Annotated in this window: 23 protein-coding genes; 16 read left to right on the top strand and 7 right to left on the bottom strand. The window is 70.5% G+C overall.

Translation table 11 applies throughout. The annotated features are described in order from the left end of the window. Nucleotides 1-112 precede the first annotated feature (112 nt). The 3 genes from ACZ69M_RS13190 (at nucleotide 113) to ACZ69M_RS13180 (ending at nucleotide 2759) form a co-directional block, all read left to right on the top strand. On the top strand, nucleotides 113-1318 hold the full coding sequence (locus ACZ69M_RS13190) for a sensor histidine kinase (protein ID WP_470049434.1): 1206 nt from the start codon (nucleotides 113-115) through the stop codon (nucleotides 1316-1318). A gap of 70 nt (nucleotides 1319-1388) precedes the next feature. Further along, nucleotides 1389-2060 (top strand): response regulator transcription factor, encoded by a 672-nt coding sequence (locus ACZ69M_RS13185; RefSeq protein ID WP_352050013.1) that lies wholly within the window; start codon nucleotides 1389-1391, stop codon nucleotides 2058-2060. A 66-nt stretch (nucleotides 2061-2126) separates the two neighbouring features. Continuing rightward, the gene (locus tag ACZ69M_RS13180; protein WP_470049432.1) at nucleotides 2127-2759 is read left to right on the top strand and encodes an AAA family ATPase; all 633 of its coding nucleotides are present in this window, start codon (nucleotides 2127-2129) and stop codon (nucleotides 2757-2759) included. 33 nt (nucleotides 2760-2792) lie between these two features. On the opposite strand, the gene ACZ69M_RS13175 is transcribed toward ACZ69M_RS13180, so the two are convergent. Together ACZ69M_RS13175 and ACZ69M_RS13170 are read right to left on the bottom strand one after the other, a co-directional pair. Next, nucleotides 2793-3899, bottom strand: coding sequence for a DUF5937 family protein (locus tag ACZ69M_RS13175; protein WP_470049430.1), 1107 nt, complete (start codon nucleotides 3897-3899; stop codon nucleotides 2793-2795). A 107-nt stretch (nucleotides 3900-4006) separates the two neighbouring features. Next, nucleotides 4007-5245 (bottom strand): threonine aldolase family protein, encoded by a 1239-nt coding sequence (locus tag ACZ69M_RS13170; protein ID WP_470049428.1) that lies wholly within the window; start codon nucleotides 5243-5245, stop codon nucleotides 4007-4009. Between the two features lie 174 nt (nucleotides 5246-5419). On the opposite strand from ACZ69M_RS13170, the gene ACZ69M_RS13165 reads away from it, so the two are divergent. The 10 genes from ACZ69M_RS13165 to ACZ69M_RS13120 all read left to right on the top strand — a co-directional run bounded on the left by ACZ69M_RS13165 (nucleotide 5420) and on the right by ACZ69M_RS13120 (nucleotide 13980). After that, nucleotides 5420-6352 (top strand): Rossmann-like and DUF2520 domain-containing protein, encoded by a 933-nt coding sequence (locus ACZ69M_RS13165; RefSeq protein ID WP_470049426.1) that lies wholly within the window; start codon nucleotides 5420-5422, stop codon nucleotides 6350-6352. Continuing rightward, nucleotides 6349-7341: a pantoate--beta-alanine ligase gene (gene panC / locus ACZ69M_RS13160; protein WP_470049424.1), complete on the top strand. Its 993-nt coding sequence runs from the start codon at nucleotides 6349-6351 to the stop codon at nucleotides 7339-7341. Before ACZ69M_RS13165 ends, panC begins: the two co-directional genes overlap by 4 nt. Continuing rightward, nucleotides 7338-9122 carry an L-aspartate oxidase gene (locus ACZ69M_RS13155; protein ID WP_470049422.1) on the top strand — a complete coding sequence of 595 codons (1785 nt, stop codon included), beginning with the start codon at nucleotides 7338-7340 and terminating at the stop codon, nucleotides 9120-9122. Before panC ends, ACZ69M_RS13155 begins: the two co-directional genes overlap by 4 nt. A gap of 5 nt (nucleotides 9123-9127) precedes the next feature. After that, nucleotides 9128-10138, top strand: a complete 1011-nt coding sequence (gene nadC, locus ACZ69M_RS13150) for a carboxylating nicotinate-nucleotide diphosphorylase (protein WP_470049420.1) — start codon at nucleotides 9128-9130, stop codon at nucleotides 10136-10138. Nucleotides 10139-10143: 5 nt separating this feature from the next. After that, the gene (locus ACZ69M_RS13145) at nucleotides 10144-10941 is read left to right on the top strand and encodes a type III pantothenate kinase (RefSeq protein WP_470049418.1); all 798 of its coding nucleotides are present in this window, start codon (nucleotides 10144-10146) and stop codon (nucleotides 10939-10941) included. Nucleotides 10942-11379: 438 nt separating this feature from the next. Then, on the top strand, nucleotides 11380-12003 hold the full coding sequence (locus ACZ69M_RS13140) for a hypothetical protein (RefSeq protein ID WP_470050153.1): 624 nt from the start codon (nucleotides 11380-11382) through the stop codon (nucleotides 12001-12003). A gap of 13 nt (nucleotides 12004-12016) precedes the next feature. After that, nucleotides 12017-12196, top strand: coding sequence for a hypothetical protein (locus tag ACZ69M_RS13135; RefSeq protein WP_095853288.1), 180 nt, complete (start codon nucleotides 12017-12019; stop codon nucleotides 12194-12196). 180 nt (nucleotides 12197-12376) lie between these two features. Continuing rightward, nucleotides 12377-12862: a BlaI/MecI/CopY family transcriptional regulator gene (locus ACZ69M_RS13130; protein WP_470050151.1), complete on the top strand. Its 486-nt coding sequence runs from the start codon at nucleotides 12377-12379 to the stop codon at nucleotides 12860-12862. Nucleotides 12863-12871: 9 nt separating this feature from the next. Then, the gene (locus tag ACZ69M_RS13125; RefSeq protein WP_470049416.1) at nucleotides 12872-13417 is read left to right on the top strand and encodes an amino-acid N-acetyltransferase; all 546 of its coding nucleotides are present in this window, start codon (nucleotides 12872-12874) and stop codon (nucleotides 13415-13417) included. Nucleotides 13418-13644: 227 nt separating this feature from the next. Next, complete coding sequence (locus ACZ69M_RS13120; RefSeq protein WP_095853285.1) at nucleotides 13645-13980, top strand: histone-like nucleoid-structuring protein Lsr2; 336 nt, start codon at nucleotides 13645-13647, stop codon at nucleotides 13978-13980. A gap of 34 nt (nucleotides 13981-14014) precedes the next feature. Here ACZ69M_RS13120 and ACZ69M_RS13115 read toward each other — a convergent pair whose 3' ends face one another. Then, nucleotides 14015-14683, bottom strand: coding sequence for an SCO3374 family protein (locus ACZ69M_RS13115; protein WP_470049414.1), 669 nt, complete (start codon nucleotides 14681-14683; stop codon nucleotides 14015-14017). Nucleotides 14684-15113: 430 nt separating this feature from the next. Here ACZ69M_RS13115 and ACZ69M_RS13110 point away from each other — a divergent pair, with 430 nt between their 5' ends. Further along, nucleotides 15114-17639 (top strand): ATP-dependent Clp protease ATP-binding subunit, encoded by a 2526-nt coding sequence (locus ACZ69M_RS13110; RefSeq protein ID WP_054237510.1) that lies wholly within the window; start codon nucleotides 15114-15116, stop codon nucleotides 17637-17639. A 64-nt stretch (nucleotides 17640-17703) separates the two neighbouring features. On the opposite strand, the gene ACZ69M_RS13105 is transcribed toward ACZ69M_RS13110, so the two are convergent. After that, nucleotides 17704-20844: an NACHT domain-containing protein gene (locus tag ACZ69M_RS13105; RefSeq protein WP_470049412.1), complete on the bottom strand. Its 3141-nt coding sequence runs from the start codon at nucleotides 20842-20844 to the stop codon at nucleotides 17704-17706. 493 nt (nucleotides 20845-21337) lie between these two features. Here ACZ69M_RS13105 and ACZ69M_RS13100 point away from each other — a divergent pair, with 493 nt between their 5' ends. After that, on the top strand, nucleotides 21338-21928 hold the full coding sequence (locus tag ACZ69M_RS13100) for a M23 family metallopeptidase (protein WP_470049410.1): 591 nt from the start codon (nucleotides 21338-21340) through the stop codon (nucleotides 21926-21928). Here the strand turns inward: ACZ69M_RS13100 and ACZ69M_RS13095 are convergent. After that, a complete protein-coding gene (locus ACZ69M_RS13095) occupies nucleotides 21925-22536 on the bottom strand; it encodes a TetR/AcrR family transcriptional regulator (protein WP_054237513.1) in 612 nt (203 codons plus the stop codon). The genes ACZ69M_RS13100 and ACZ69M_RS13095 overlap by 4 nt on opposite strands. Before the next feature lie 150 nt (nucleotides 22537-22686). Between ACZ69M_RS13095 and ACZ69M_RS13090 the strand changes: the two genes are divergently transcribed. Then, nucleotides 22687-24285: an MDR family MFS transporter gene (locus tag ACZ69M_RS13090; RefSeq protein WP_470049408.1), complete on the top strand. Its 1599-nt coding sequence runs from the start codon at nucleotides 22687-22689 to the stop codon at nucleotides 24283-24285. Between the two features lie 245 nt (nucleotides 24286-24530). Here ACZ69M_RS13090 and cseC read toward each other — a convergent pair whose 3' ends face one another. Next, nucleotides 24531-25856, bottom strand: coding sequence for a two-component system sensor histidine kinase CseC (gene cseC, locus ACZ69M_RS13085; protein WP_470049406.1), 1326 nt, complete (start codon nucleotides 25854-25856; stop codon nucleotides 24531-24533). Nucleotides 25857-26110: 254 nt separating this feature from the next. Continuing rightward, the gene (gene cseB / locus ACZ69M_RS13080) at nucleotides 26111-26815 is read right to left on the bottom strand and encodes a two-component system response regulator CseB (protein ID WP_403691890.1); all 705 of its coding nucleotides are present in this window, start codon (nucleotides 26813-26815) and stop codon (nucleotides 26111-26113) included. Nucleotides 26816-26822 lie beyond the last annotated feature (7 nt).

Genomic DNA, 26822 nt, shown 5'->3' with positions numbered 1-26822 from the left:
GCTCTAGCCGTCTCGGGCGGGGGAGCATCCACCTTGGGGAGTACGAGCGCCCTTTGCGGATCGACCCTCCGGTTGACCCCTGCACACTGCATGCTTCCCTACGCTGGGTTACGTGCAGCGCCTCTATGACTTTCTCCGCAGGCACCCGACGTGGGTCGACACCTTCTGGGCCGTCGTCCTGCTCGGGATCTCCGGCGTGCGCCTGACCAATGTCAACGGCGCCGCCGACCGGCACGGGCCGCTCGCCGCTGCCCTCCCGATCGCCGTCGTACTGAGTCTGGTCGTCGCGCTGCGCCGTCGTATGCCCGAGAAGATGCTGGTCGTGGCCGCGGCCATGGGCTTCGCCCAGCTCGCCCTGGACGTCGAAGTGGTGCCCGCGGACTTCGCGATGCTGGTGATCATCTACACCGTCGCCGCGGACGGCGCCCGCTGGGCCTCCCGCTTCGCGCTGATCGGCGGTCTGTGTGCGGCCCCCCTCGCGCAGATCCGCTGGCCCCAGGTGGACTCGGGGTCGGTGAGCAACGTGCTGATAGCGGTCTTCCAGACGGTTCCGTTCGCGCTCGCCTGGGTGCTCGGCGACTCCATCCGCACCCGCCGCGCCTACCTGGCCCAGTTGGAGGAGCGCGCCGCCCGCCTGGAGAAGGAGCGCGAGGCGCAGGCCAAGGTGGCCGTCGCGGCCGAGCGCGCCCGGATCGCCCGCGAACTGCACGACGTGGTCGCGCACAACGTCTCGGTGATGGTGGTCCAGGCGGACGGCGCCGCCTACGTCATGGACACCGCCCCCGAGCAGGCCAGGAAGGCCCTCGAGACCATCTCCGGGACCGGTCGCCAGGCCCTCGCCGAGATGCGCCGCCTGCTCGGCGTGCTGCGCACCGGCGAGCACCAGGAGAGCGGTGAGTACGTGCCGCAGCCCGACGTCGAGCAGCTCGACGACCTCATCGAGCAGTGCCGCACCTCGGGCCTGCCCGTCGACTTCAAGGTCGAGGGCACCCCGCGTCCGCTGCCCAGCGGGGTGGAGCTCACGGCGTACCGCATCGTCCAGGAGGCGCTCACCAACACGCGCAAGCACGGTGGCCCGAACGCGGGCGCGAGCGTGCGCCTGGTCTACTTCGACGACGGGCTCGGGCTGCTCGTCGAGGACGACGGCAAGGGCGCGCCCCACGAGCTGTACGAGGAGGGCGGCGCCGACGGCCAGGGGCACGGCCTGATCGGGATGCGCGAGCGCGTCGGTATGGTCGGAGGCACTCTGGACGCGGGGCCGCGCCCCGGTGGAGGCTTCCGCATCAGCGCCCTGCTGCCGCTCAAGTCGGCTCACTGACACCTGTAACGACACCTTTTGATCCGTTCCAAGAGCTTTCTGACCGTTGATGGAGAGGGAAGAGACCCCGATGGCGATCCGCGTGATGCTCGTCGACGACCAGGTGCTGCTGCGCACCGGCTTCCGGATGGTGCTCGCCGCCCAGCCGGACATGGAGGTCGTGGCCGAGGCGGGCGACGGCGTCGAGGCCCTTCAGGTCCTGCGGTCGACCGCGGTCGACGTGGTGCTGATGGACGTACGCATGCCGAAGCTGGACGGTGTGGAGACCACCCGCCGCATCTGCTTGGACCCCAACCCTCCGAAGGTGCTGATCCTCACCACCTTCGACCTCGACGAGTACGCCTTCTCCGGGCTGAAGGCGGGCGCCTCCGGCTTCATGCTCAAGGACGTGCCGCCCGGCGAGCTGCTCACCGCCATCCGCTCCGTGCACAGCGGTGACGCCGTGGTCGCGCCCTCCACCACCCGGCGCCTCCTCGACCGGTTCGCGCCGATGCTGCCCCACGCCGGCAAGGAGCCCCAGCACAAGGAGCTGGAGCGGCTCACCGACCGTGAGCGCGAGGTGATGGTGCTGGTCGCGCAGGGTCTGTCGAACGGCGAGATCGCGGCCCGTCTCGTGCTGTCCGAGGCCACCGTGAAGACGCATGTGGGACGCATCCTGACCAAGCTGGGGCTGCGGGACCGGGTGCAGGTGGTGGTCCTCGCCTACGAGACGGGGCTCGTACGCGCGGGCGGGCAGCGTTGATCCGGGCCGACGGGGCGGTCGCGGGTGCGTGACCGGGGCGTGACCGGGGACCACTAGGGTCTGCGCATGCTCCTGTGGATCAACGGCCCCTTCGGGGGCGGCAAGACACAGACCGCACACGAGATCCAGCGACGGCTGCCGGGCAGCGTCGTCTGCGACCCGGAACACGCCGGCTTCGGTCTGCGCCGCATGCTGCCACCCGAACTGCGCGGGGACTTCCAGGACTTGGCGTCCTGGCGGCAGGGTGTGGTCGAGGTGCTCGACCTCGCCCTCGGCAAGCACGACGGCGTGGTCATCGTCCCCATGACGGTCACCAACGCCCGCTATTTCGAGGAGACGGTCGGGCGGCTGACCGAACTGGGCCACGACGTGCGGCACTTCGCGCTTCTCGCCGAGCGCGAGACCGTACTGAAGCGGCTGCGCGAGCGCGGCTTCGGACACCTCCTTCAGTGCGTCGCCGGGAAGGACGCCCCGCCGCGGCAGGAGAGTTGGGCCGTGCGGCAGCTCGACGACTGCCTGGAGCGGCTGCGCGAGCCGGAGTTCGCGGAGCACCTGTGGACCGATCACACGACGGTCGCCAAGACGGCCGACCGGATCGCCGTGCTCGCGGGACTCACGCTGACGCCGAACAAGGACGGGGCGGTGCGGGGACGGTTGCGGCGGGCGTGGACGGGTGCCAAGCACATCCGGTTCGACTGAGCCTCCGGAGCGCCGGACATGGGGCCGCCGGGCTCAGCGCAGGATGCCCTCCAGGAAGTCGCTGCCCAGCCGGGCCACGACGCTGACGTCCAGCTGGTGCAGCACGTACCGCCCGCGGCGTCTCGTGGTGATCAGGCCCGCCTTCTTGAGCACGCCCAGGTGGCGGGATATCTCCGGGGCCGTCATCCCGTTCACCTGCGCCAGCTCGCCCGTGGTGAACGCGCTGCGGGCCAGGCTGCGGCAGATCCGCATCCGGACCGGATGGGACAGCGCGGTCATCCGCAGGGTCAGCTGCTCCAGCGAGAACGGTGCCGCGAGCTCCGGGGAACCGACCGGGTAGTGGAGCACCGGCTGCCAGCCGTAGCGATGCAGCACCATCAGGTGCGGCCAGCCGAGACTGGTCGGCACGAGGAGGAGCCCGCCCTCCCCGGTGGCCGTCTGGCCCTGGCCCAGCTTGTCGACCGTGATCGTCCGGCCGGTCTCGTCGAGCGTCACCGCCGGGGACACCGAGGCCATGGCCTCGGCCAGGCCCTTGTGCCGCAGGAGGTCCGTCTTGTGGCGGGCGTCCGCCGCGAGCTGGTGGCGCAGCCGGGACCAGGTCTCGGCGAAGAAGGCCTCGTCGCAGTCCTCCAGGAACTGCCGCAGCCATGCCCGGATCTGCGGGGGATCGTCCAGCAGCCGCTTGCTGAACCGCACCTGCTGGGGTCCGCGCGCGGCGGCCAGCTCCAGCGCGCGCTGCTGCAGCTCGGGGTCGGAGAGCGTGTCGCGGCCCGGCGCCGCGTACGGAAGCGCGCAGGTGAACTCCAGGGCGGCGTCCACGAACTGCTCGTCGGTCAGCTTGTCCAGCAGGTCCAGCTCTTCGGCGAGTGTGGCGCCCGGGAGCGTGGTCCCCCCGGGAATCCCCGCGTACGGCAGGAACAGGTCCGAGAACGTCGTCCGCCACAGGAAGTCGGCCTCGCACATCCGGTCCGCGAGATGCGAGTCGAGCCGGGCGGTCACGCCGGTCGCCCAGCCCTGCAGCCCGGGGTGGTGACCCGGCTCGGACAGCGCGTGCAGCGCCATGCAGAGCTCGGCCAGGGGCGACGGCACGACGGAGATCCGCTCCTGCCGCAGCCCGGTGACGTCGATGTGCACGCTCATGACCTCATGGTGCACCCCGCCACTGACAACGCCGTCCCCGATTGACGGCGGCCGTCAATCGGGGCGACAGCCGCCGAGGACCGGCGCAATCCGGTCGCCGTGTGTGGTCAGCCGGGCAGTCGCTCGACGAACTCCCGGACGGCCGCCCGTACGTCCTGCGCCGTCCACTCCAGAGCGGGCGCCGCCACCGTGACCTCGGTGAGCGCGAGCCCCGGACCGCCCCGCATCCAGCTCTGGGAGAAGAGCGAGGTCTTCGTCTCCTCGGTCTGCCGCAGCGCCGCGTCCGTGAGGACGTCCGGGTCGTACGGCAGCCAGACCTGGAACTGGTGGGTGTGCGGCTCTTCCGGGTGGACGCGCACCCAGGGGACCTTGGCCTCCGTGAAACCCTCGCGCAGGGCGGCGGCGACCACGCGCGCGTGAGCCACGTACTCCGGCAGCCGGGGCAGCTCCTGGTCCAGGCCGATGAGCGCGGCGAGCACCGTGGGGAACTGCTGGAGGATCATGCCGCCGTACCGGTGCCGCCAGGTCTTCGCCTCGTCGATCAGCGTCTTCGGGCCCGCGATCACCGCCCCGCCGAAGCCTCCGAGCGACTTGTAGAACGACACGTAGACGCTGTCCGCGAGGTCCGCGATCGCGTCCAGCGGGCGGCCGAAGTGCGCGGTGCACTCCCACAGGCGGGCCCCGTCGAAGTGGACCACCGCGTCACGCTCCCGGGCGGCCTCCACGACCTCGGAGAGTTCCTCCCAGGAGGGCAGCACAAAACCGGCGTCCCTGAGCGGCAGTTCGAGCAGCAGCGCCCCGAAGGGCTCCTCGAAGTCCCGTACCTCCTGGGCCGTGGGCAGCCGGGGCTCGTCGGTCACCCGCACCGGTCGCAAGCCGCTGACCTGGCTGAACGCCTGCCGTTCATGGACCTCGGGGTGACCGAGCGCATGGAGCGCGACGGTCGGGTTCCCGGTACGGCCGGCCCAGCACCGCAGGGCGACCTGCTGGGCCATGGTGCCGGTGGGGAAGAAGGCGGCCGCCTCCTTGCCGAGCAGGCCCGCGACCCGCTCCTCCAGGGTCTCGACGATCTGGCCGCCGTACATGTCGACGGGCCGGTCGAGGTCGTACGCGCCCTCGGCGCCGTCGTTCAGCCAGGCCAGCCGCTCCCGGACCGTGGGCTGGTGGATGGGCCGCCACAGCACGCGCCGGGCCGCCCGCAGCGCGGCACGCCGCCGCTCCAGCAGCCGCTCGGCCGCCTCTTCCGGATCCTGGCCCGCACTCTCCGGATCCTGGCCCGCGCTCTCCGGGGCCTGCCCCGCCGTCTCCGGGTCCTGTCCCGCCGTCGCTTCCGCCGCATCGCTCATCCCCGGATGATGTCGCGCGCGGCCCCGCCCCGGCATCCTCGTTTTCCGCACCCCCCGCGACCTGCGGAAACCCACAGGCTGTGGACAACGAAAACGACGCTCGAACCAATCGCGTTAACATGACGAGAAATCGTCCGGTACCCCGAGCGGACTGGAACGGAAGGCCGCCGTCGAGTGAGTACATTCCCCCAGCCAGATCCCAAGGACCGCCCCGCGCGTCTCACCGTCGGCGTTGTCGGCGCGGGCCGGGTCGGCCCCGCCCTCGCCGCGGCGCTCCAGCTCGCCGGGCACCGCCCGGTGGCCGTCTCCGGGGTCTCCGACGCCTCCAGGCGGCGGGCCGCCCTGCTCCTGCCGGACGTGCCGCTGCTCTCCCCGGCGCAGGTCCTGGAGCGCTCCGACCTGGTCCTGCTGACCGTCCCGGACGACGCCCTGCCCGGGCTCGTCGAGGGGCTCGCCGAGACGGGCGCCATCCGGCCCGGACAGCTGCTCGTGCACACCTCCGGGCGGTACGGCGCGCGGGTGCTCGACCCGGCGCTCAGAGCGGGCGCCCTGCCGCTCGCGCTGCACCCCGCCATGACGTTCACCGGCACCCCCGTGGACGTGCAGCGGCTCGCCGGATGCTCCTTCGGGGTCACCGCGCCCGAACAGCTGCGCCTGGCCGCCGAGGCCCTGGTGATCGAGATGGGCGGCGAGCCCGAGTGGATCGCCGAGGAGTCCCGCCCGCTCTACCACGCGGCCCTTGCGCTCGGCGCCAACCACCTGGTGACCCTGGTCGCCGAGTCCATGGAACTGCTGCGCGCCGCCGGCGTGGAGGCCCCGGACCGGATGCTCGGCCCGCTGCTCGGCGCCGCCCTCGACAACGCCCTCAGGTCGGGCGACGCCGCCCTCACCGGGCCCGTCGCGCGCGGAGACGCCGGCACGGTCGCCGCGCACGTCGCCGAACTGCGCAAGCACGCCCCGGGGACCGTCGCCGGCTATCTCGCGATGGCCCGCGCGACCGCCGACCGGGCGCTGGCCCACGGCCTGCTGAAGCCGGAACTCGCCGAGGACCTCCTCGGGGTACTCGCCGACGGCGCGACCCTGCCCGACGACGGGAGCGACCGATGACCACCACCCTGCTGCGCACCGCCGACGAGCTGCACGCGCGCGTGCGGCGCGGCGGCCGGGCCGTCGTGATGACCATGGGCGCCCTGCACGAGGGTCACGCCACGCTGATCCGCGCAGCCCGCGAGATCGCCGGGCCCGAGGGCGAGGTCGTCGTGACGGTCTTCGTGAACCCGCTCCAGTTCGGCGCGGGCGAGGACCTCGACCGCTACCCGCGCACCCTCGACGCCGACCTCAAGATCGCCGAGGAGGCGGGCGCGGACGCCGTGTTCGCCCCCTCCGTGGACGAGGTCTACCCCGGCGGCGACCCTCAGGTCCGCCTCTCCGCGGGCCCCATGGGCGAGCGCCTGGAGGGTGCCGTGCGCCCCGGTCACTTCGACGGCATGCTCACCGTCGTCGCCAAGCTGCTGCACCTCACCCGGCCCGACGCGGCGCTGTTCGGGCAGAAGGACGCCCAGCAGCTCGCCCTGATCCGCCGCATGGTGCGCGACCTGAACTTCGGCGTGGAGATCGTCGGCGTGCCCACCGCGCGCGAGGAGGACGGGCTCGCCCTCTCCAGCCGCAACCGCTACCTCTCGCCCGAGGAGCGGCGCACCGCGCTCGCCCTCTCGCAGGCCCTCTTCGCGGGCCGCGACCGGCACGCCGCCCAGGAGGCACTGCGCGCCCGGGCCCGCGAAGTGCCCGCCACGCGCGCGCGTGCCGAGGCGCTGAGCGCGATCGGCGAATCCCGCGCCGCCGCCGACGCGCACGCGGTCGCCAAGGCCGTTCCCGGCGCCCCCGCCGCCGTCCGCGCCGCCGCCCGCCTCGTCCTGGACGAGGCCGCCCGCCTCCAGCCGCCGCTGGTCCTGGACTACCTGGCGCTGGTCGATCCGTCCGACTTCACCGAGATCGAGGACGAGTTCACCGGCGAGGCGGTCCTCGCCGTCGCCGCCCGGGTCGGCACGACCCGCCTGATCGACAACCTCCCCCTCACCTTCGGAGCCGCCTCGTGACCGCCACAGGCACAGGTACACCTACGGGTACTGGCATACGACTGCACGCACCCGCCCCCGGCTGGGCCCTCACCGCGGACGTGGTGGTCGTCGGCTCCGGCGTCGCGGGCCTCACCGCGGCGCTGCGCTGCGAGGCCGCGGGCCTGAGGACCGTCGTCGTCACCAAGGCCCGCCTCGACGACGGCTCCACGCGCTGGGCGCAGGGCGGCATCGCCGCGGCCCTCGGCGAGGGCGACACCCCGGAGCAGCACCTCGAGGACACCCTCGTCGCGGGCGCGGGCCTGTGCGACGAGGACGCCGTGCGCATCCTCGTCACCGAGGGCCCCGACGCCGTACGCCGCCTGATCGAGACCGGCGCCCACTTCGACGAGTCCACCGAAGGCGAGCTGGCACTCACCCGTGAGGGCGGCCACCACCGGCGCCGCATCGCGCACGCGGGCGGCGACGCGACGGGCGCCGAGATCTCCCGGGCACTCGTCGAGGCGGTACGCGCGCGTGGCCTGCGCACGGTCGAGAACGCGCTCGTCCTGGACCTCCTCACGGACTCCGACGGCCGCACCGCGGGTGTGACCCTCCACGTCATGGGAGAGGGCCAGCACGACGGCGTGGGAGCCGTCCACGCCCCCACCGTGGTCCTCGCCACCGGCGGCATGGGCCAGGTCTTCTCCGCGACCACCAACCCGTCGGTCTCCACGGGCGACGGCGTGGCACTCGCCCTGCGCGCGGGCGCCGAGGTCTCCGACCTCGAATTCGTCCAGTTCCACCCGACCGTGCTCTTCCTCGGCCCGGACGCCGAGGGCCAGCAGCCGCTGGTGTCGGAGGCGGTACGCGGCGAGGGCGCCCACCTGGTCGACGCGGACGGCGTGCGCTTCATGGTCGGCCAGCACGAACTGGCCGAACTGGCGCCCCGGGACATCGTCGCCAAGGGCATCATGCGGCGCATGCAGGAGCAGGACGCCGAGCACATGTACCTCGACGCCCGGCACTTCGGCGCCGACATGTGGGAGCACCGCTTCCCGACCATCCTCGCCGCCTGCCGCGCTCACGGCATCGACCCGGTCACCGAGCCCGTCCCGGTCGCCCCGGCCGCCCACTACGCCTCCGGAGGCGTTCGCACGGACGCCCGCGGCCGCACCACGGTGCCCGGCCTCTACGCGTGCGGCGAGGTCGCCTGCACGGGCGTCCACGGCGCCAACCGGCTCGCCTCCAACTCCCTCCTGGAGGGCCTCGTCTACGCCGAGCGCATCGCCGCGGACATCGTGCGGAGCCGCTCGGAAAACGGCCTCCACGCGCGCGTGCCCGTACCGGTCCCGCACCCCGAGAAGCCCGCCCACCCCCTGCTCGCCCCCGAGGCCCGGTTCGCGATCCAGCGGATCATGACGGACGGCGCCGGTGTACTGCGCTCCGCCGAATCCCTCGCGACCGCCACCGGCCGGCTCCAGCAGCTCCACACCGACGCTCGCGACGCCCTCGACGAGAACGGCAAGACCTCCGAGCCCGGCGTCGACACGTGGGAGGCCACCAACCTCCTGTGCGTGGCGCGGGTTCTGGTCGCGGCCGCGCGCCTGCGCGAGGAGACTCGTGGCTGCCACTGGCGCGAGGACCACGCCGACCGCGACGACGCCGACTGGCGCCGCCACATCGTCGTACGGCTGAATCCCGACCGCACGCTGGCCGTACACACCACGGACACCGCAGACTTCCCCCCGACCCTCCAGCAGACCCCCGGCTCCCCCCGACCAGGGGGGACCCCCGTGCCCCAGCGCCTTCAGGAGCAGTGACAGCAGTGAGCACCCCCGACCTTCCCCTCGCCCAGAGCGGCGGCTGCGGCGACGGCTGCGGCTGCGGCGCCGAAGCGGACGACGACGCGTACATGGAGTGCGGCCTCGACCCCGCGCTCGCCCAGCTCCTCGCCGACGCCGGACTCGACCCGCTGGAGGTCGAGGACATCGCGAACGTCGCCATCCAGGAGGACCTCGACCACGGCGTGGACGTGACGACCGTCGCGACCATCCCCGAGGACGCCGTCTCCACCGCCGACTTCGTCGCCCGTGACGCGGGCGTCGTCGCCGGCCTGCGGGTGGCCGAGGCGGTCATCTCCGTGGTCTGCACCGACGAGTTCGTGGTGGAGCGGCACGTCGAGGACGGTGACCGGGTCGAGGAGGGCCAGAAGCTCCTCAGCGTCACCACCCGCACCCGCGACCTCCTCACCGCCGAGCGCAGCGCGCTGAACCTGCTGTGCCGGCTGTCCGGCATCGCGACCACCACACGCGCGTGGGCGGACGCCCTGGAGGGCACCAGCGCCCGCGTGCGCGACACCCGCAAGACGACGCCGGGCCTGCGCGCCCTGGAGAAGTTCGCGGTGCGCATGGGCGGTGGCGTCAACCACCGCATGTCGTTGTCGGACGCGGCGCTGGTCAAGGACAACCACGTGGTCGCCGCCGGCGGCGTCGCCCAGGCCTTCGAGGCCGTTCGCGAGGCCTTCCCGGAGGTGCCGATCGAGGTCGAGGTCGACACGCTGCACCAGCTGCGCGAGGTCGTGGACGCGGGCGCCGACCTGATCCTTCTCGACAACTTCACGCCCGTCGAGTGCGAGGAGGCGGTGGCCATCGTGGAGGGCCGGGCGCTCCTCGAAGCCTCGGGGCGGCTCACGCTCGCCAACGCCGGGGTGTACGCGAAGACCGGCGTCGACTTCCTGGCCGTGGGCGCGCTGACCCACTCCTCGCCGATCCTGGACATCGGCCTCGACCTGCGCGAGGCGTCGACAGGCCAGGCCTCGACGGACGAGGCGGAGTAGGACCCATGCTGCTCACCATCGATGTCGGCAACACGCACACCGTCCTCGGTCTCTTCGACGGCGAGGAGATCGTCGAGCACTGGCGCATCTCCACGGACGCCCGCCGCACCGCCGACGAGCTCGCCGTGCTCCTCCAGGGCCTGATGGGCATGCATCCGCTGCTCGGCGAGGAACTGGGCGACGGCATCGACGGGATCGCGATCTGCGCCACCGTCCCGTCCGTACTGCACGAACTGCGCGAGGTGACCCGCCGCTACTACGGCGACGTGCCCGCCGTGCTGGTCGAGCCCGGCGTGAAGACCGGCGTGCCGATCCTCACGGACAACCCCAAGGAGGTCGGCGCGGACCGCATCATCAACTCGGTCGCCGCCGTCGAGCTCTACGGGGGGCCGGCGATCGTCGTCGACTTCGGTACGGCGACCACTTTCGACGCGGTGAGTGCGCGGGGTGAGTACGTCGGCGGTGTCATCGCGCCCGGGATCGAGATCTCCGTGGACGCGCTCGGGGTCAAGGGCGCTCAGCTGCGCAAGATCGAGGTGGCCCGGCCGCGGGCGGTCATCGGCAAGAACACCGTCGAGGCGATGCAGTCCGGGATCATCTACGGGTTCGCGGGGCAGGTCGACGGGGTCGTCAGCCGGATGGTGCGCGAGCTGGCGGAGGATCCCGACGACGTCACCGTCATCGCTACGGGTGGGCTGGCGCCGATGGTTCTCGGCGAGTCCTCCGTCATCGACGAGCACGAACCGTGGCTCACGCTGATCGGCCTGCGCCTGGTCTACGAACGCAACGTGTCCCGCACCTGACCACCCTCGCCCCCTGAACCCCCGCATCGGCCTGAAGGGCGGGGGCCGGGGTGGGTGGGGTTCGGCCTTCGGCCTCGCCTTCAAACACAGGCCGAGCCGAGGCTCCTAGGGGCGCGAGGAACTGCGCGCCCAGCCCCCACCGTCCCGCAAGCCCAACGAACTCGGGCGGGCGGGGGAATGCGGGGCGAAGCCCCCGCCCTGGGGGCGCAGGGAACTGCGCGGGCAACCCCCGCCGTCCCGCAGGCGAAGGGATCGGGCGGACGGGGGTTCGGGGCGGAGCCCCGGCAGGGGGTGCAGGGGGACACTCACCCGCGGTCGCCCCGCGGTCGCCCCCCCCCCGCCAACCCCCGGAGGGACACGCGCCAGGAGCTATGCGGATTTTGTCTGATTAGCGCGTATCGTCACCGCATGCCCACGCCCTACGGATCCCGCGGCGGCATGGCGTTCGGAGCACAGGAGCTGCGTGTGCTCCGTCGCGCTCTCGCCCTCGCCCTCCACCCCACCCCCGCCTCGGCCGAAGACGTCCAGGACTGCCTCCGTCTCGCCGAGTCCGTCGACGAGGCGGCCCGCGAGGGAGCCAGGCTCAGGGCCTTCCTGCTGGCCGACCTCGCCCGCTACCGTGCCGCCCTGCCCGGCACCGCCGCGGGCTATCTCGTCCTCCTGGAGGAAGCACTCGGCTCGGGCTACCGTCCCGGCCCGGACGACCTCGCCGCGCTCCGGGCGCTGCGCGGCAGCCCCGCTGCAGCCGCCCTCCTGGGCCGCTGCGACACCCTCGCCGAGCAGGACGTCCGCACCCGCCTCGCGGACCGCGGCACCACACCCACGGTCCCCGCCTCCCGTACCCGCCTGACGGCCCTGCCCGGCGGCCTGGCCGCGGTCTCGGCCTCGGAGGAACCCGCGAAGAAGCCCGCGGGCAGCCCCGCCGCCGAGCCGCGGCCGCAGTCCCCGGCCAGGAGCCCGCGCCCGGACCGTCCGATCCCGACCCCGGGCGAGGTCTTCCCGCCGAAGCGCAAGCCCGCGCCGCCACCGGCGAACCCGCCGCAGCAGCTCGCCGCGGGATAGCTACTCTGGGGGCATGGACTATGTCTCCGCGCTGGTGCCCCCCGTAGTGATGGCCGTGTTCTTCATCGGGTTGATCGTGACGATCGTGAAGACCCAGGGCGGGGCCAACAAGTCCAAGGAGGACGCGGTCGTCGACGCCGCCCTCGCGCGCGCGGAGAGCGCCCGCCAGGCCTCCCCCGACATCAAGGCCTGAGGCGACACCAAGGTCACATGCCCCGGCCGACGCGGCCCGCGCGTCACCGCCGGGGCACTCATCGGCGTACGACTCATACGTTCTCATACGTTTTTCGAGTCGTACGCCCTTTTTGTTGGTGATCTCCCACTATTGTTCTGAGCTGTGCCTCGCCCATTGGGAGAACTCGAAGACGCGGTCATGACGCGGGTGTGGAAGTGGAACCGCCCGGTGACCGTTCGAGAAGTCCTGGAAGACCTTCAGCAGGAACGGTCCATCGCGTACACCACGGTGATGACCGTTTTGGACAATCTCCATCAGAAGGGCTGGGTGCGCAGGGAGGCGGAAGGCCGGGCCTATCGATATGAGGCGGTCTCCACGCGTGCCGCCTACTCGGCCGCACTGATGAACGACGCGTGGTCCCAGAGCGACAACCCCGCCGCCGCTCTCGTCGCCTTCTTCGGGATGATGAGTGAGGAACAGCGGCGCGCGCTGCGGGATGCCGTACGCATCGTGCAAGGGCCTGAAGAAGGCCCCGAACAAGGCGAGGCCGGCGGCGAAACACGTGTAACCCCTGACGCAGCCGACGGCAAGCCCGACGACAAGCCCGTCGAGGCGTCCGGTGAGAAGCAGGGTGAGAAGCCGGGCGAGAACCCCGACTCCGGCCCGGGCGGCACCGGGCGATAGCGTCCGCCCATGCCAGCAGAGCATCCAGTACCGCGTCCCGAAGACACCGCAAAAGCCGTCACCGTCCGGCGGGCCAGGACCAGTGATGTCCCGGCCGTGCGCCGCCTCCTCGACGCGAACGTCCGCCGTAGCATCCTGCTCGACAAAGCGACGGTGACGCTTTACGAGGACATCCAGGAGTTCTGGGTCGCGGAACGCGACGACAACGCCGAGGTGGTCGGCTGCGGTGCGCTGCACGTCATGTGGGAAGACCTCGCGGAAGTCCGCACTCTCGCGGTGAACCCCGTGGTCAAGGGTGCCGGCGTCGGTCATCAGTTGCTGGAGAAGTTGCTCCAGACCGCCCGCTGGCTCGGCGTTCGCCGGGTTTTCTGTCTGACCTTCGAAGTCGACTTCTTCGCGAAGCACGGCTTCGTGGAGATCGGCGAGACGCCCGTCGACAGGGATGTCTACGCCGAGCTGCTGCGTTCCTATGACGAGGGCGTCGCGGAGTTCCTCGGTCTCGAACGAGTGAAACCGAACACCTTGGGCAACAGCCGCATGCTTCTGCATCTGTGATCGCCGGCGACTATTCCGTCCGACCGCCGTGCCCGCGTTCCCTATGTCCGAAACGCGCATGTTTCCGGTCTTCCAGCGGTCCCCGAGTCTCACCCAGGGGTTTGTGTTTTTCCAGCAAAAGCGGTTTGCTTTCCGACGTACTGCAGTACTGCATATAACAGGGGACGTGAAACAGCGGCACACGCCGCAGGCCCTCGACCCTCAAGTTATCGATGAAAGGAAATCCGGTGGCACAGAAGGTTCAGGTCCTTCTTGTCGACGACCTCGACGGTGGCGAGGCGGACGAGACCGTGACGTTCGCGCTGGACGGCAAGACGTACGAAATCGATCTCACGACCGCCAATGCGGACAAGCTCCGTGGCCTTCTCGAGGCCTATGTGAAGGGTGGTCGTCGCACCGGAGGCCGCGCCGCCGGGGGGCGTGGAAAGGCGCGTGTCGCTTCCGGTGGCAGCCAGGACACCGCACAGATCCGCGCGTGGGCGAAGGAGAACGGTTACGAGGTCAACGACCGTGGCCGCGTTCCGGCGTCCATTCGCGAGGCCTACGAGAAGGCCAACGGCTGAGTCGAGGCCCATGGCCCAGTTGCCCAGCCAAGGTCTACGTGTAGGCCGGCGGCTGGGCGCACGCGCGTCGCAGCCCGACCCGGTGGCACTGTGTCGCCACCGTGTCCACGAGTCGTACGAGATCGGGGGCGCCCCCACCGCCCCCCACGGCCGACAGAGTCGGCAACGAGGGTTCCACCCCGCACCCCGGCTCGGGGGGCCGCAGCCACACGGCGGCCCCCTGTGGACCGGACCCGCCGGGCCTGTCCGTCCCGGCCCCGTCCGCGGTGAGTGGCCCCTCGGGCACCCCCGGCGGCAGCGGAGCCTGGATGCTCCCGCCCGCGCCGACCGCCGTGAGATCGAGGGCCAGAGCGCCCCACTCCAGCCAGTCGAGCAGCCCCGGCAGCTCCTCCGCGCTTCCCGCGGCCACCAGTAGCCACATCCGCTTCCCGTGCCGAGCCGGCTCCTTCTCGCGCCGAGCCGCCGGATCCTCGCACGGTGCCGACCGGCTCGCGTGCAGTGCCACCGGAGAGGCCGGTCCCAGGTGTCGCAGGGCCCTGACACCCGCTTCCGCAGGGACGTCCAGGACGTCGAAACGCAGGCCGGCGGCCAGTCGTAGCGGTGAACCGGGCACTGTCGCCCAGCCGAGTTCGTTCTCGTACCACTGCCGCACCGGGTCGCTCGGGTGGAGCGGGCGGCGGGGGAGGGGGACAGTGGGAAGCATGTCAGGAGCAACCGTCAGAAGGGCTCCGGAGTTACGCTGGGTGTTTCATCATGCGCGCTGAGTATCGAAAGAAGAGGCTTGCGGGGGCGACCGGTGGCGCAAGGATGTTCGCCCATAGCGGAGGGAACCGGTGCGCGCGGCATGGAGTGTCAGTGCGTACGGGTAAGACATCCCTAGTGGGAAGGGCGACACGCATGGCTCGGGCATCTCACGTTCGCCATCGGCGTACAGCTGGTGAGGGTATCTGCCTGGCCTGCGGGAACATCGTCTCGCACCATCAGGTTGGAGCAGATGTCGGCGTTCGGGGTCAGGAGGCCAAGGACGGTGTCGGCAGTTGGAATGAGCGGTCCCCGCTTGCGGGACTAAGCTGCGGAAGGACAGCGAGGGGAGCGTCCCCTCACTGCCTGACCGCTCTGAGGAGCGATTAACGATGTTCGAGAGGTTCACCGACCGCGCGCGGCGGGTTGTCGTCCTGGCTCAGGAAGAAGCCCGGATGCTCAACCACAACTACATCGGCACCGAGCACATCCTCCTGGGCCTGATCCACGAGGGTGAGGGTGTCGCCGCTAAGGCCCTGGAGAGCCTCGGGATTTCGCTCGAGGCGGTCCGCCAGCAGGTGGAGGAGATCATCGGGCAGGGGCAGCAGGCTCCGTCCGGGCACATCCCCTTCACCCCCCGTGCCAAGAAGGTCCTGGAGCTCTCGCTCCGCGAGGCCCTTCAGCTGGGCCACAACTACATCGGCACGGAGCACATCCTGCTCGGCCTGATCCGAGAGGGCGAGGGCGTCGCCGCCCAGGTCCTGGTCAAGCTGGGCGCAGACCTCAACCGGGTGCGGCAGCAGGTCATCCAGCTGCTCTCCGGCTACCAGGGCAAGGAGACCGCCACCGCAGGCGGTCCTGCCGAGGGCACCCCCTCCACGTCCCTGGTCCTCGATCAGTTCGGCCGGAACCTCACCCAGGCCGCTCGTGAGTCCAAGCTCGACCCGGTCATCGGGCGCGAGAAGGAGATCGAGCGGGTCATGCAGGTGCTGTCCCGCCGGACCAAGAACAACCCGGTCCTCATCGGCGAGCCCGGCGTCGGCAAGACCGCCGTCGTCGAGGGCCTGGCGCAGGCCATCGTCAAGGGCGAGGTGCCCGAGACCCTCAAGGACAAGCACCTCTACACCCTCGACCTGGGCGCGCTGGTCGCCGGTTCCCGCTACCGCGGTGACTTCGAGGAGCGGCTGAAGAAGGTCCTCAAGGAGATCCGCACCCGCGGCGACATCATCCTGTTCATCGACGAGCTGCACACGCTCGTGGGTGCGGGTGCCGCCGAGGGCGCCATCGACGCGGCGTCGATCCTGAAGCCGATGCTGGCGCGCGGTGAGCTCCAGACCATCGGTGCGACGACCCTGGACGAGTACCGCAAGCACCTCGAGAAGGACGCGGCCCTCGAGCGCCGCTTCCAGCCGATCCAGGTGGCGGAGCCTTCCCTCCCCCACACGATCGAGATCCTCAAGGGCCTGCGCGACCGCTACGAGGCGCACCACCGGGTCTCCATCACGGACGAGGCGCTGGTCCAGGCCGCCACCCTGGCCGACCGGTACATCTCGGACCGCTTCCTGCCGGACAAGGCGATCGACCTCATCGACGAGGCCGGTTCGCGGATGCGCATCCGCCGGATGACCGCGCCGCCGGACCTCCGCGAGTTCGACGAGAAGATCGCGGGTGTCCGCCGCGACAAGGAGTCGGCCATCGACTCCCAGGACTTCGAGAAGGCGGCCTCTCTCCGCGACAAGGAGAAGCAGCTGCTGGCGGCGAAGGCCAAGCGCGAGAAGGAGTGGAAGGCCGGCGACATGGACGTCGTCGCCGAGGTCGACGGCGAGCTGATCGCCGAGGTCCTCGCGACCGCGACCGGCATCCCCGTCTTCAAGCTGACCGAGGAGGAGTCCTCGCGTCTGCTGCGCATGGAGGACGAGCTCCACAAGCGGGTCATCGGCCAGAAGGACGCCGTCAAGGCGCTCTCGAAGGCGATCCGTCGTACGCGGGCCGGTCTGAAGGACCCGAAGCGTCCGGGTGGTTCGTTCATCTTCGCGGGTCCGTCCGGTGTCGGTAAGACCGAGCTGTCCAAGGCCCTCGCCGAGTTCCTCTTCGGTGACGAGGACGCGCTGATCTCCCTCGACATGTCGGAGTTCAGCGAGAAGCACACGGTGTCGCGTCTCTTCGGTTCGCCCCCCGGATACGTGGGCTACGAAGAGGGCGGTCAGCTGACGGAGAAGGTGCGGCGCAAGCCGTTCTCGGTGGTCCTCTTCGACGAGGTCGAGAAGGCCCACCCGGACATCTTCAACTCGCTGCTGCAGATCCTGGAGGACGGTCGTCTGACCGACTCCCAGGGCCGGGTCGTGGACTTCAAGAACACGGTCATCATCATGACGACCAACCTCGGCACGCGGGACATCTCGAAGGGCTTCAACCTGGGCTTCGCGGCCACGGGTGACACGAAGTCGAACTACGAGCGCATGAAGAACAAGGTGTCGGACGAGCTCAAGCAGCACTTCCGCCCCGAGTTCCTCAACCGCGTCGACGACGTGGTCGTCTTCCCGCAGCTGACGCAGGAGGACATCCTCAAGATCGTCGACCTGATGGTCGGCAAGGTGGACGAGCGCCTCAAGGACCGGGACATGGGCATCGAGCTCTCCCAGTCCGCCAAGGAACTGCTGTCCAAGAAGGGTTACGACCCCGTCCTGGGCGCGCGGCCGCTGCGTCGCACGATCCAGCGCGAGATCGAGGACACGCTCTCGGAGAAGATCCTCTTCGGCGAGCTGCGCCCCGGTCACATCGTGGTCGTCGACACGGAGGGCGAGGGCGACACCAAGACCTTCACCTTCCGCGGTGAGGAGAAGTCGGCGCTGCCCGACGTCCCGCCGATCGAGCAGGCCGCGGGTGGGGCAGGACCCAACCTGAGCAAGGAGGCGTAGCGCTCGGCGCTCGCCTGAACGAAGGGGCTGCCCCGGGACCTCGGTCCCGGGGCAGCCCCTTTTTTCACACCACGCTGTCCGTTTTCTCGATGGTGACGGCCGCGGTGTCCGGGAGGAACGCCAGGAGACGTTCCGGTACGCCGGTCACGTCCGGGGCGAGATGGAAGGTGACCCTGCGCAGGCCGGGAAAGAGGGCCGGGACATTTGAGAGGTCTTCGTTTCCTGTGAACTTGTTGAGCCGCAGTGTCGTCACGTTCGGCAGTACCGGACCCGCGCTCCACCCGACGGCATTCCAGTTCACACGAAGTTCTTGTAGAGCGGGAAGCCGTGTGATCTCTTCGAAGTCCTCGGGGGTGAGGTTTTCGGGGAGTGTGGCCAGACTCAGCTGCTTCAGCGAGTGCATATGACTCAGGCCGCGCAATCCCGTGTGCTGCAGAGCGTTCCTGGTGAACCGCAGATACGTCAGCGGCAGATTCCGGGGGAGTACCTCATCGAGGGAGTCCCCGTGCAACGGGATGCCGATGTCGAGCAGGCGCAGAGTGCGGGATGCCGAGAGCGGTGCCAACGCTTCCGGATTCTCGAGTCCGGGCAGGCCGGCGAGCATAAGCCATTTCAGGGGCAGCGCGGCGAGCGGAGTGAGGTCGTCGACGTACGGGCCGACGCCGCTGACGTCCAGGTGTACGAGCCGCGTCTGATCCGACAGGAAGCTCAGATCACGCAGGACGCGGTTGTCGCGTACGACGAGTTTGGACAGCTGGTCAGGCAGCAGCCCCCCGCGTATGTCGTCCGCGTCGATGTCCCCGACGACCTGGAGCATGAGGCGGCCGCCGAGGTCGCGCAGGGCGCGCAGCTGGTCGGCGGTGTGCGCGCAGAAGTACAGGTCGTCCGGTGGCAGATGGGCGATGACGTCGGACGTGTAGCGCCGGGTGTCGAACCGGTGGGCGGTCCAGGTGAGTTGGGCCCGTACGCGCAGCGCCGGATGCGACCGGAAGCGGGCGAGGACCGGGAGCGCCGCGTCCGTGCCGATGAGTGACGCGGTGATGACCACGGCCCTGGCCTGATCGTCGGTGAGCCCCTCGGGGCCGGGCAGCAGCTCCAGGACGAGCGGGCCCGCGTCGGCGAGGGTGCGGGCCTCCTCGGTCGTACGGGGCGGGATGAGCGAGGCGGCGTTGCGTTCCACGGCCGCGCGGACGTGGGGGTCGAGTTCCGTGGCGTGTTCCAGTGCGGCCAGGGCGAGAAGTCGTATACGCGTACCCGCCGTTCCGGACGTCTCCTCGGCGGACTTGGTCAAGTCGGCCAGGAGGGTGGCCCGTTCGCGGGGGCGGGCGTGGGCGACCGCCATCCGGATGACGTCCGACCACTGGGAGTCGAAGGCGCCTCGCACCAGCAGCCCGAAGTCCCCGTCCTCCACCGCCGCCCGCGCGCCCAGGTAGTCCTGGAAGGTGCGGTGGACGAACTCGACGGTGCCGAGGGTGGGTTCGCGCAGCAGGCCGCTGCGGACGAGAAGGTGGCGCAGGATCGCCGGGGCGTCGCCCTGCGCGGCGGCGGAGGGGAGGGACGGCAGGACGTCGGCGACGATGCGTTCGGCACGGTCGCGGTCCATCTCGGACTGGTTGTTGCGGATGAGCCAGTAGGCCAGGCGCTGGAGCAGCTGGACCTGCGGGAGTTCCGTGAGGTGGATGCCGCCGGTGCGTTCGGGCGCGAACATGTCGCGCTCCTCGTCACGGCGCGACAGCAGCATGGACAGGGCGGCGTCGTACAGCTCCTGCCGGCCGTGCGGCAGATAGCCCCGCCGGTCGCGGTGCAGCGCGCAGATCAGCCCGCACATCAGCGGGTTGGTGGCGAGCCTGCCGAGGTCGGGCTTGGTGCCGACGGCGGTGAGGAGGGAGTGTTCGTAGCCGTCGAGGCGGTCGGTGTCCGGGGCGTCGAGCCGGGCCGCCGTGTGCCAGCGGCGGATGAAGGCGGTGACGTCGTCGCGGCCCATGGGGGTGAGGGCGAGTTCGGTGAAGCCGTCGGGGGTGAGCCAGTCCTCGCGGACGGCCGAGGGGCGGGAGGTCACCAGCCACTGGTTGCCGGGATAGACGTCCAGCAGCTCGCGCAGCCAGCTGCGGGTCCGCTCGCGGTCGCGTTCGGGGATCTCGTCGATGCCGTCGACGAGGAGCAGCCCGCGCCCGGTGCCGAGGACGCGGTCGCTCCAGCCGTCCGGCTGGGTGGCGTGGAAGGGCACGCGGGCGGCGGCGAGGAAACCGTCGGGTGCCGGGAGTCCGTCGGGGCGGCGTACGAGGGTGCGCAGGGGCAGGACGAACGGGATCCGGTCGCCGCGCTCGCCCCGGGCCGCGGTCACGGCCAGCCACTGCACGAGGGTGGTCTTGCCGGAGCCGGCCACTCCGCGCAGCAGCACCAGGTCCTGTTCGGCGAGGGCCTGTTCGGCGGGGAGGGTGCTGGCGGCGGCCGCGATGTGCGTCCCGCTCGGGCCGGTCGCCTCCGCGTCCTCGGTGGCCCGTACGGCCCGCAGGCTGAGGTAGGCGGCGTCGAGGGGCCAGCGCTCGGGGGAGTTGACGAGATCGATGCCGTAGATGGTGAGCCGGCTGTGCTTGGTCGCGACGTATGCGAGGTACCGCTGTTCGAAGGCGGGATCCGTGCCGCCGGGCGGCGGAGTCCGGGCGATCAGCGCGTCCACCTTGGCGATGAGTTCGCTCTGCCTGCGGCTCTGCTGGACCAGCGTGCGGGCCACGAAGGCCGAGCGCTGGGTGAAGAAGTGCAGGATGTGCAGGCAGGCCGCGCTCAGGATCCGCTCGTAGAACAGGGTCGCGTCGAAGGAGAGGTCTCGCTCGGGGTTGCCGCTCGCGGCGCGCAGCTGCAGGGCGAGCGCCTCGTGACCGAGTTCCACGGCCTGTACGTCGGTCATGGTGAGGTCGCCGAGGGCGTGCAGGGTGTCGGCGAGGGCGTGGACGACGGCCTGCTCCTCGTCGGGGGCCGGCGGGCGCTCCCCGGCGCGCAGGGCTCGTGCGACCAGCTCGGCCGCCAGGGTGGTCAGCTCCTTCTCCCCGAGGGTCCGCTTCTCTCCCCTGAAAGAGACGAACCCGGAGATCCGCAGTGGCTTCACGACCAGCCCTGCGCCCGGCCCGTCCGCCACGAACAGCTTCCTGACGAGCGGCGCGACCACGCTCGAGGCCAGTTTGGCACCTATGGCTGCTGGTTCCATGACGCTCCCCCGGACGGCACGGTGACGGCTGCGCAGACCACATTAGGGCCTGGCGCGGGTTGGGGAGTGCGGTCGGGGCCCAGGGTCCCGCACGGCCTTGTGACACCCCCTCGCGGTGACATGACGCACAGGCGATTTTTCCCTTACTAGGGCGGCTAGTAGCCAACCCGGTGCGGGCAAAACGGACGTAATGGTGCACAACCCCCGTGGGGTGTGCGGTGTCGTGGTCGGCGCTGCGGCGAGGGCCGTATGCGCCGGAACGCAACGCCCGTATGTGGGGTTAAACGTCTCTAACCCGAAAAATCGGGCGTATTCGATACGGGGTGGGGCGTCTGTCAAGAAGCTGGAAATTTTAGGGTGAACTACGACCTGGCGTCGTAGATGACGACTTTGTGGGACAGCCAGGACTCGGGTTACCAAGGGATGGCCCACTCGGCGACAACATGTCCGTCGGGTGGACCTGACCCCCGTCTCCGTTCCCATGAGGTTCCGCATGTCGAAGCGCGTCACGTCCCGCCACTCCCGTATGTCCCTGCTCCGCTCCAGGGCGGCCGTCCTGGCCGTCGGCGTGGGTGCCACGGCCGTACTGGGCGCCGGGGTCGCGGCCGCCGCCACCGAGGCGGCCCCGCAGGCCGCCGTGAAGACGGCCGCCACCAAGGCGACCGCCTCCTGGATCGACCCGGTGAAGAAGTACACGCTCTCCGCGGGCTTCAACCAGGCCGGCAACCTGTGGCAGCACAACCACTCCGGGCAGGACTTCGCCGTGCCCACCGGTACCGAGGTCTTCGCCGCGCACGGCGGCACCGTCGTCAAGGCCGGCGGCAACGGCGCCGGTGACGGTCCCGCGTACGGCAACGCCATCGTCATCAAGCACGGCAACGGGACCTACTCGCAGTACGCCCACCTGTCCCGGATAGACGTGCAGATCGGGCAGGTCGTCGCGACCGGCCAGCACATCGCGCTCTCCGGCAGCACCGGCAACTCCACCGGCCCGCACCTGCACTTCGAGATCCGTACGACGCCGAACTACGGCTCCGCGGTCAACCCGGTCGCCTTCCTGCGCGCCCAGGGTGTGACCGTCTAAGACGCTTCAGGGGTGACGACGGCGCCGCCGTGCGCCTGCGTCACCAAGTCGATCGCGACCTCCAGGACAGCCTTGCGCTTCTCCTCGGGGTCGCCTTCGACGTCCTTGAGCAAAAACATCCCGGCGTGCATCGAGAACAGCGCGCTGATGCAGCGCACTTGGTCCGTCAGATCGGCGTCCGGCTCCTTGAGCAGGCCGACCATCCGGATCATGCGGTCCTTGAAGTCCTCGCCCGTGCGCAGCTCGCGGACGGCCGCCTGGTTCTCCTGCATGAAGCGGAAGAGCGGGGCCGCGTCGGCGAGGGCGTTGCTGTAGCGGCGCAGGATCTCCTGCTTCGTCTCCAGCGTGCGAGGCTGCTGCCGCGCCCACTCGATCAGCTCGTCCATGGGCCGGGACAGGTCCTGGAAGAGACTGATGAGGATGTCTTCCTTGGTCTTGAAGTGGTAGTACAGCGCCGCCTTCGTGACGTCCAGGTGCTCGGCGATCTCGCGCAGCGAGGTCTTCTCGTAGCCGTGCTCGGAGAAGAGCTCGAGGGCGACGTCCTGGATGCGCTGGCGGGTGTCCCCGCGGCGCTGTCGCTTGGTGCCGTCCATGGTGTCGCCGCCCATCCCTGCGCTCCTCGCACTCCTTGAAACGTACGTGTCGTCCGACTGGCAATTCCAGGAAAACTTACTTGACGCCCGGCTAGTTACCGGTCTAACTTCCCTCAGTGTAGTCAACTTGCCGGGCGGCAAGTAAGTACCCAGGGGAGTGGAACCATGGCGGACAACAAGGAAGCGGTCATAGAGACCGAGAAACAACCGCGCAGCGTACGCGTCGTGCTGCTCGCGCTCATGATCACCATGATGCTGGCCATGCTCGACAACATGATCGTGGGCACGGCGATGCCGACGATCGTGGGCGAGCTGGGGGGCCTGCAGCACCTGTCATGGGTCGTCACCGCGTACACCCTCGCGACCGCCGCCTCCACCCCCATCTGGGGCAAGCTCGGCGACATGTACGGGCGCAAGGGCGCCTTCATGACCTCGATCGTGATCTTCCTGGTCGGCTCCGCGCTCAGCGGTATGGCCCAGGACATGGGGCAGCTCATCGGCTTCCGTGCCGTTCAGGGCCTGGGCGCCGGTGGTCTGATGGTCGGCGTCATGGCGATCATCGGTGACCTGATTCCGCCGCGGGAGCGCGGCAAGTACCAGGGCATGATGGCCGGCATCATGGCGCTCGCCATGATCGGCGGACCGCTCATCGGCGGCACCATCACCGACCACTGGGGCTGGCGCTGGTCCTTCTACATCAACCTGCCGCTCGGCATCGTCGCGCTCCTCGCCATCAGTGCCGTCCTGCACCTGCCGAAGAAGCGCGTCCAGGCGAAGATCGACTACCTCGGTGCCGGACTGCTGGCCCTCGGTATCTCGTCCATCGTGCTGGTCACCACCTGGGGCGGCAGCGAGTACGCCTGGGGCTCGGCCAGGATCATGGAGCTCATCGGCATCGGTGTCGCCGCGCTGGTCGGCTTCGTCTTCGTTCAGACCAAGGCCGCCGCGCCGATCATGCCGCTGCACATCTTCCGCAGCCGCAACTTCACGCTGATGTCGATCATCGGCTTCATCACCGGCTTCGTGATGTTCGGCGCCACGCTCTTCCTGCCGCTGTACCAGCAGTCCGTGCAGGGCGCGTCCGCGACCAACTCCGGGCTGCTCCTGCTGCCGATGCTGGGCGCGATGCTGGTGACCTCGATGGTCGCCGGCCGGGTCACCACCGGCACCGGGCGCTACAAGGCCTTCCCGATCGTCGGCGGCGTTCTCATGGCGGTCGGCCTGTTCCTGCTCTCTCAGATGGACACCGGTACGACCCGGTTCACCTCCGGGCTGTACATGGCCGTACTCGGCCTCGGCATGGGCTGCCTGATGCAGATCACCATGCTGGTCGCGCAGAACAGCGTCGAGATGAAGGACATGGGCGTCGCGTCCTCGTCCACCACTCTCTTCCGTACGCTCGGCTCGTCCTTCGGCGTCGCGATCATGGGTGCGCTGTTCAACCAGCGGGTCCAGGACGTGATGACCGAGCGGGCCGGGGCGCTGGGGTCCAAGGTCACCGAGCAGTCGGCGCAGCTGGACGCGGCGAGCCTGGCCAAGCTGCCGGCGGCGGCGCGGGAGGCGTACCAGTACGCGGTGTCCTCCGGAACGCACTCCGCGTTCCTGCTGGGTGCGGTGGTCTCGCTGGGCGCGCTGGTGGCCGCGGTGTTCGTGAAGGAGGTTCCGCTGCGGGGGGCGGGAGCGGGGGCGCCTGCGCCGGAGGGTTCGAGCGAGGACGCGGCGAGCGACTCGGCGCCGAAGCCGATTGCCGTCGAGACCGTCTGACCTCGTCCGACCCGACCTCGCCCGATCCAACCCCGCTTGATCCGAAGACCCCCGGAGTGTCCGCCCCGGGGGTCTTCTCCTGTACGCACCTGGCGCCGCCCGAGCCGCTTCGCCGCCTTGTGTTTCGCGACGCCGGGCGAGCCGGGGCCTCCCTGGGCGCGGGGAACTGCGCGCCCAGCCCCGGCAACAGCAACCGGTACCCGCTCACCGGCGTCAGGTCGGCAGCATCGGACAGCTGACCGGCGTCAGGTCGGCAGCATCGGATAGCTGCCGGTGTTCGTCGGCGCATGTTCCGGCAGCCACAGCACCGCGACCGCACCCTCCGCAGGCACGTGCTCCGGGGCTCCCGCGGGCCGGACGTTGCGGAAGGTCAGCCGGGCACCGAGCACCCGTGCCTGACCGGCCGCGATGGTGAGGCCGAGGCCGTGACCGTGGCCCGAGCGGTCGCTGCTGCCGGTGCGGAAACGGCTGGGGCCCTCGGCGAGAAGCTCCTCGGGGAAGCCGGGACCGTGGTCGCGGACCCGGATGACCCGGCCCTCGACCGAGACCTCGATCGGCGGCTTGCCGTGCCGTGCCGCGTTGGCCAGCAGGTTGAACAGCACGCGCTCGAGGCGGCGCGGATCCGTCATGACCTCCGACTCGTGGATCACGCGTACGTCGATGTCGGAGTCCTTGGCGGCGACGCGCCGTGACACGAACTCGCCGAGCAGGATCTCCTGCAGCTCGGCCCGCTCGGAGGCGCCGTCCAGCCGCGCCACCTCGAGGACGTCCTCGACGAGGGTCCGCATCGCCTGGGCCCGGTCGCGGACGAGTTCCGTGGGGCGGCCGGGGGGAAGGAGCTCCGCCGCCGTCAGCAGGCCGGTCACCGGCGTGCGCAGTTCGTGGGCGATGTCGGCGGTCACCCGGCGCTCGGCCTCGATGCGCTGCTGGAGCGCGTCCGCCATGGCGTCCACCGCGCGCGCGAGGTCGTCGGTCTCGTCCCGTACGACCCCGCCGATCGCTTCCCGTACCCGTACGTCGGTCTCACCCTTGGCGACCTGGTTCGCCGCCGCGGCTGCCTTGCGCAGCCGGCGCGAGAGCTGGCCGCCGATCAGCACGCCGAGCGCGCTGCCGCCGAAGACGACCGCGATCGAGCCGATGATCAGCGCCTGGTCGAGGTCCTTCATGACGTCGGTGTTGCGGTCCGTGAAGCCGGTGTGGAGCGAGAGGACGCGGCCGTCCTTGAGGGGTACGGCTGCCCAGATGTCCGGGACCCCGTTCGGACGGTCGGCCACAAAGGTGGCCCGTCGGCCCTGCATGACCTTCGCCAGCAGGTCCTTGGGGATGGCCGGGTCGTCGACCTTGACCCCGAAGGCCTGGGTCCGCCCGGACTCGTACATGCGCTCGGCGACCGTGATGCGCTCGTCCGCCAGGTCGCGCGAGTTGTCGAGCATCGAGACGCGCGCCGCGTTGTGCACGACGAGGCTGAGCGCGATCGCGACCAGCGCGCCGACCATGGCGATCGCCGCGCTGAGCTTCCACCGGATACCCGTGCGAATGCCGGAGTTCCCTGCGGCGGCCGCCATGCGCATGCCGACAGGCGCACCGCGGCCGACGGACGGGCCCCGGCCGTCGCCAGGTGTGTTCCGGGCGGTCCGACCGCTCCCGGTCACCGGACGGCTTCCGATCACTGGACTGCTCCCCGTCACCGAGCCGTACCCGTCCGCCGAGCCGTACCCGTTGACCGGCCCGCGCCCGCCACCTCCGTCGGCCGGTCTGTTGCGGCCGGTCGGGCCGTCGCCGTCCGCCGGAGTCCGGCGCCGAAATATCCCCCGCATACCCCTGCTCAGGCCTTCAACTTGTAGCCGAAGCCACGGACCGTCTCGATCCGGTCCTGGCCGATCTTCGTCCGCAGCCGCTGTACGTGGACGTCGACGACTCGGGTGTCCCCGCCCCAGCCGTAGTCCCACACGCGTTCGAGCAGCTTGTCGCGGCTCAGCACCGTACCCGGCGCGGAGGAGAACTCCAGCAGCAGCCGCATCTCGGTGGGCGTCAGAGCCACCGGCGTACCGCTCTTGTGGACTTCCATTCCCTCGGTGTCGATCTCCAGGTCGCCGAAGGAGAGCACTCCGCCGTCGACGGACGAGGTCTCTTCGGGGGTTCCGTTCGGACCGCTCGCGTGTCCGAAACGGCGCAGCACGGCGCGGATCCGGGCGACCAGCACGGCCCCGTCGAAGGGCTTGGTCACGTAGTCGTCGGCGCCCGCCTCCAGGCCCAGCACGACGTCGATCGAGTCGGCGCGCGCGGACAGCATGATCACGGGGACGGTGGACTCGTCACGGATACGGCGGCACAGCGAGACACCGTCGAGTCCGGGGACCATCACGTCCAGCAGGGCGATGTCGGGACGGTCGGCGCGGAACGCCTCCAGGCCCGACAGTCCGTCGGGCATGGCCGTCACCGCGAAGCCGTCGCGCTCGAGAGCGAGCTGCGTGGCCTCGCGGATGACGTCGTCGTCCTCGACGAACAGGACGTGGGTCTGCTCTGCCATCCGGCTG

This window comes from Streptomyces sp. NPDC107454 (assembly GCF_055582885.1).
This window is presented reverse-complemented; position numbering and strand designations above follow the sequence as displayed.